This is a genomic window from Polynucleobacter sp. 39-46-10, from assembly GCF_002282275.1.
Map to the genome: position 1 here is coordinate 1 of NZ_NCJB01000179.1, position 4800 is coordinate 4800.

The following is a 4800-nucleotide window of genomic DNA, read 5'->3' on the forward strand; positions in this document are numbered from 1 at the left end:
TGAAGAAGATCGGCACAATGCTGGCTTCTGGTTTGTGGACGACCTCGCTAAACAATTGAGCGCCCGCTTTGAAACCGAAAAACGCTTTCATGGCAAAGTTGCTAAAGCGAAATGGGGGGATGAAGATCTCTTCTTGCTCAAACCCAGCACTTATATGAATCTCAGTGGCCAGTCTGTCGGAGCACTATGCCGCTTCCACAAAATTACACCCAAGGATGTGCTGGTAGTGCAGGATGAGCTTGATCTCAAGCCCGGTACTGCACGCATCAAGCTTGGCGGTGGCACCGGTGGGCACAATGGTCTAAAAGATATCCAGGCTCACCTAGGAACGCCTGAGTACTGGCGCTTGCGATTGGGTATCGGGCATCCACGCGACCTCGCCGCAGAAGGTGCGCGAGTGATGGATGTGGCGGACTATGTGCTGAGAAGGCCTTTGCAGCTTGAGCAAAAGCAGATTGATGCGAGTATCGAAGATGGTTTACAAATTCTGGATTTATTTATGAGGGGCGATACTCAGGCAGCAATGCTGGAGTTGCATTCCAAATCAAACTAGCTCGATAAGGTGCTCAAGCTATAAAAACTACTTAGCGAGAGCTTTCTTGGCCGCAGTTAAGGCTTGATACTTCACCATTAATTGCGTTTGGTTTTCTGGAAACGCGGGGTTCAGCGGAATGCAGTCAACTGGACAAACCTGCTGACACTGGGGTGCATCGTAATGACCCACACACTCAGTACATTTATTGGGATCAATCTCATAGATCTCTAGACCCATGTAGATTGCATCATTCGGACATTCAGGCTCACATACATCGCAATTGATGCATTCGTCCGTGATCATGAGAGCCATCTTGCTTCCCTGGCGCCTTACTCTTTGCCCTTGTTGGCTTCAATCTTTTTGACTAACCACTTTTCTACAGATGGGAATACAAACTTACTCACATCACCACCCATCGAAGCAATTTCACGAACAAATGTTCCTGAAATAAATTGGTATTGGTCTGAAGGCGTTAGGAATAGCGTTTCAACATCAGGCAATAAATAACGGTTCATGCCCGCCATCTGAAACTCATATTCAAAATCAGAAACAGCACGCAAGCCACGCACAATCACTCTCGCATTATGTTCGCGGGCAAAATCTTTTAATAAACCCGTGAAGCCCACAATCTTCACATTGGAATAATGACCCAAAACCTCTTTAGCAATCTCAATCCGCTCATCTAAAGTGAAGAAGGGGCGCTTGCTACGGCTATCAGCAACACCAACAATCAATTCCCCAAAAATACTGGAAGCACGGCGCACCAAGTCCTCGTGGCCACGAGTTAAAGGATCAAATGTTCCAGGGTATACAGCAACAGTCATAACGCTCCTCAGGCTTTTTCAGCTACAGGCAAGAGTTTAGCCCCTCTTCGAGCGAAATAGACAAGCTTTTACCTGCCCAGCCTCTAGGTATTTCCCACAATGCCATTCGGGCACCAGCGCTTCGATCTCATCACGTGAGCGACTAGACGGAAACTCGACGTAAATTCCCCCGCCGGGACTGTCATCGCAAACGCGAGCGGCCTCTACTAAGGCTTGGTTTAATAAGCCCTCCTCCTGAAAGGGTGGATCAATAAAGATCAAATTACTAGAGCGATCGGCTTGTTGCTTTAAAAACTCTAAGCTATCTCTGTGCACAATCTGTACTGATCCAGGAGCAGGAGATGACTGTAGCAAAGCATAGTTAGCCAAAAGCTTTGCATGCGCCCTCTTATCCTTTTCTAACAAAGTCACTGAACTGGCATGTCGTGAAGCAGCCTCAAAACCTAAGACGCCAGTTCCTGCAAACAAATCTAAGCAACGCAAACCCACCAGATCCTGGCCAAGCCAATTAAATAAGGTTTCCCGAACGCGATCTGTAGTGGGACGTAGACCAGATAGATCCAACACACTCAGTAAACGACTACGCCATACTCCACCAATAATGCGAATTTTCTGAGGAGGCTCAGGGCGCTTACCTGATGAAGCCGGCTTTGTGGGTTTATTTATTTTTAACCCCTAACACCACAATCTTCATTCGGTCCATAGCCAAGTATTTTTGGAATGCCTCCTTGACTTGGTCCAAGCTCACCATCTCCACTTGCTTAGTCCATACATCCATCGTGTCGAGCGGCAAGTTATTCCAAGCAATAGATGACACGTTATCAAGCAGCTTGCGATTGTTATCAATTCTCAAAGGATAGCCATTGATTAAATTTGCCTTAGCAGCGTCAAGTTCAGATTGCATCGGTCCATTAGCAATAAATTGTGCAATAGTAGAACTCATCACTTCAAGAGCCAAAGTAGCTTGATCACTCTTAGTCTGCACGCCCGCCTGAAATATCCCCACATCTTTACCGGGCGCAAAATAACTGAACACACTATAAGCAAGGCCACGCTTCTCACGAACCTCTGACATCAGACGCGATACAAAACCACCGCTGCCTAAAACATAATTCCCCACAAGCAATGGGAAGTAATCTGGATTACTGCGAGTAACTGCAGTCATTCCCATCGCAATATGGGCTTGCTGCGTGTCAAATGGAATAGTGACTTCGCGTTGACTTAAAGGCTCGACTGTTGAGCGCTCAAACTCTGGCAGCTTGGCAATAGCAGGTCCAGACTGTGGCACTCTTTGCAATAAACCCTGAACGATTTCAGCGGCCTCGACTTTACCCACATCACCAACAATGCTGACGATCATCCGATCACCCCGATAAAACTGCCTATGAAACTGCTGCAAGTCAGTTGTGCTGATATTGGCAATACTTCGCACCGTTGGTGAATTAGCCAAGGGATAGTCACCATAAACCAATTTTCTAAAACGACGATCTAATACTGACTCCGGCTTTGTCTCCGACTCTAACAATGCAGTAGTCATTCTTTGCTTCTCACGGGCTAAGATTTTGGCATCATAAGTTGGTGCACTCAACATGGCTGATGCCAATTGAACGGCGCGATCACGCAAATCTTTACGACTTAAAGTCCGAATGCGCATGATGGCACGCTCACCGCTGACAGATATACCAAGGTTTGCACCTAAATCAGCAATCTCATCAGCAATCTGTGCCTCATTCAACAAACCCTTCTCTGACTTGGCACCATAGTTCATCAACTGCCCAACCACAGTAGCTAAGCCACTCTTGGCTGATGGATCATAACGATCGCCTGCATCAATACTGATTTCAATATCGACCATCGGTAGCGATTTGGTTTGAACTAGATAAGCCTGTGCGCCCTTGAATGAGTCTAACTTTTCAATCGGCAATATTGCATGGGCAGAGGTGCTGACTACTGCTATCAGTACGAATGTAAGACAAGCCTGCTTGATTAATTTATTTAGCAGCATGATTACCCCCTTGCTTACTCTCAGCGGACTGACGTCCCTGTGGATCTAGCACTGCAATGGTCAGACCCTCATCTACCAAATATTTTTTTGCAACGGCTTGAACTTGTGTAGGAGTGATTTTTTGCATCCTATCCAACATCACATCAATATCCCTCCATGAGAATCCCGCCATCTCTGTGCTGCCAATTTCCATTGCCTGACCAAAGATCGAATCGCGCTTATAAATCTGATCAGACAGAATGCGTACCTTAATGCGCTTGAGCTCTGACTCCAGAATTCCTTTATCGACAATTTCTTTCAGAGCCTTCCGAATACTGCTCTCAGCCTGCTCCACTGTTTTTCCTTTAGCCATGCTGGTGCTAATTACAAAAAGTTCTGGGCCTCTTGAGACCATGTCGTAACCGACACTCACATCATTGACTACACGTTCCTGCTTTACCAGTGCGCGATTGAGACGTGCATTGTCATAACCGTCAAGTACTGCAGCCAACAATTCCAGTGCATAAGGCTCGTCATCGTCTAACTTTCCTACTTGTAACTTGGGCGCCTTCCAGGCCATTGCCAGCTGTGCGCTATCTGCGGGTGCCTTAACCTGAACTCGCTTAATTCCTTTTTGTGGAGGTTCAATCTGGGGCTTGCGATCTGGCAACTCTCTTGCAGAAGCAGCTCCATAATATTTTTCTGCTGCTTGCAAAATGACTTTAGGATCAACATCACCAGCAATCACTACTGTTGCATTATTCGGTTTATACCAACTACGATACCAATCACGTGCATCAGCGGCTTTCATATTCACCAGGTCATTCATCCAGCCAACTACTGGATGACGATAAGGCGAGCTCATGAATGCAGTAGCCATCAGCGATTCATACAGCAAACTGGTGGGATTATCTTCAGTACGCAAGCGACGCTCTTCCATTACCACCTGAATTTCTTTTAAAAACTCTGCATCATCAAAATTGAGATTGGACATGCGATCCGCTTCCAGTTTCATCACTTCATCTAACTTAGACTTTTCAACTTGCTGGAAATACGCTGTGTAATCTCGAGAAGTAAAAGCATTTTCACGACCGCCCACCGCCGCAACTAAACGAGAGAACTCGCCCGATTTCACTTTGTTAGTTCCCTTAAACATCATGTGCTCAAGAACATGGGCCACCCCAGTTTTGCCGTTAACCTCATCCATTGAACCGGCACGGTACCAAACCATATGTGCGACCGTTGGTGCTCGATGATCCTCGCGCACAATCAACTTCAGCCCATTGGAAAGCTGAAACTCATGAGTATTAGCTTGGGCTGTGTCTGATGCCGCCCAAGCGCTAGGGCAACAAAGCATTAAATAGAAAGAAAAACGTAATAAAGTGGAGCGCATCTGTAAGATCACCTATCCCAAGAATTAAATTGATAAGATGCAAGGATTAAATTGTATCGATTAT

The 4800-nt window shown here is 46.2% G+C and carries 6 protein-coding genes; 1 reads left to right on the forward strand and 5 read right to left on the reverse strand.

Going from position 1 to position 4800, the window contains the following annotated elements; genetic code table 11:
• Window positions 1-553 (forward strand): aminoacyl-tRNA hydrolase (gene pth, locus B7X71_RS11940; protein WP_293600840.1); only part of this gene is annotated, 553 nt, incomplete at its 5' end.
• Between the two features lie 27 nt (window positions 554-580).
• Here the strand turns inward: pth and B7X71_RS11945 are convergent.
• From B7X71_RS11945 to B7X71_RS11965, 5 genes are read right to left on the reverse strand one after another with little or no spacing between them, the layout of a single operon-like run.
• Window positions 581-847, reverse strand: a complete 267-nt coding sequence (locus tag B7X71_RS11945) for a YfhL family 4Fe-4S dicluster ferredoxin (RefSeq protein ID WP_215302132.1) — start codon at window positions 845-847, stop codon at window positions 581-583.
• Between the two features lie 17 nt (window positions 848-864).
• Complete coding sequence (gene coaD, locus B7X71_RS11950; RefSeq protein ID WP_215302133.1) at window positions 865-1359, reverse strand: pantetheine-phosphate adenylyltransferase; 495 nt, start codon at window positions 1357-1359, stop codon at window positions 865-867.
• A 36-nt stretch (window positions 1360-1395) separates the two neighbouring features.
• On the reverse strand, window positions 1396-2025 hold the full coding sequence (gene rsmD / locus B7X71_RS11955) for a 16S rRNA (guanine(966)-N(2))-methyltransferase RsmD (protein ID WP_293600843.1): 630 nt from the start codon (window positions 2023-2025) through the stop codon (window positions 1396-1398).
• Entirely contained in the window at window positions 2018-3364 is a 1347-nt protein-coding gene (locus tag B7X71_RS11960; RefSeq protein WP_293600841.1) for a pitrilysin family protein, read from the reverse strand. The genes rsmD and B7X71_RS11960 overlap by 8 nt, the downstream gene beginning before the upstream one ends.
• On the reverse strand, window positions 3351-4736 hold the full coding sequence (locus B7X71_RS11965) for a pitrilysin family protein (RefSeq protein ID WP_293600842.1): 1386 nt from the start codon (window positions 4734-4736) through the stop codon (window positions 3351-3353). The genes B7X71_RS11960 and B7X71_RS11965 overlap by 14 nt, the downstream gene beginning before the upstream one ends.
• Between the last annotated feature and the right edge of the window lie 64 nt (window positions 4737-4800).

Excerpts from the sequence above, each read along its gene's own strand:
- B7X71_RS11960 (WP_293600841.1), bottom strand. The coding sequence starts at position 3,364 with ATGCTGCTAAATAAATTAATCAAGCAGGCTTGTCTTACATTCGTACTG.
- B7X71_RS11965 (WP_293600842.1), bottom strand. The coding sequence starts at position 4,736 with ATGCGCTCCACTTTATTACGTTTTTCTTTCTATTTAATGCTTTGTTGC.
- B7X71_RS11945 (WP_215302132.1), bottom strand. The coding sequence starts at position 847 with ATGGCTCTCATGATCACGGACGAATGCATCAATTGCGATGTATGTGAG.
- coaD (WP_215302133.1), bottom strand. The coding sequence starts at position 1,359 with ATGACTGTTGCTGTATACCCTGGAACATTTGATCCTTTAACTCGTGGC.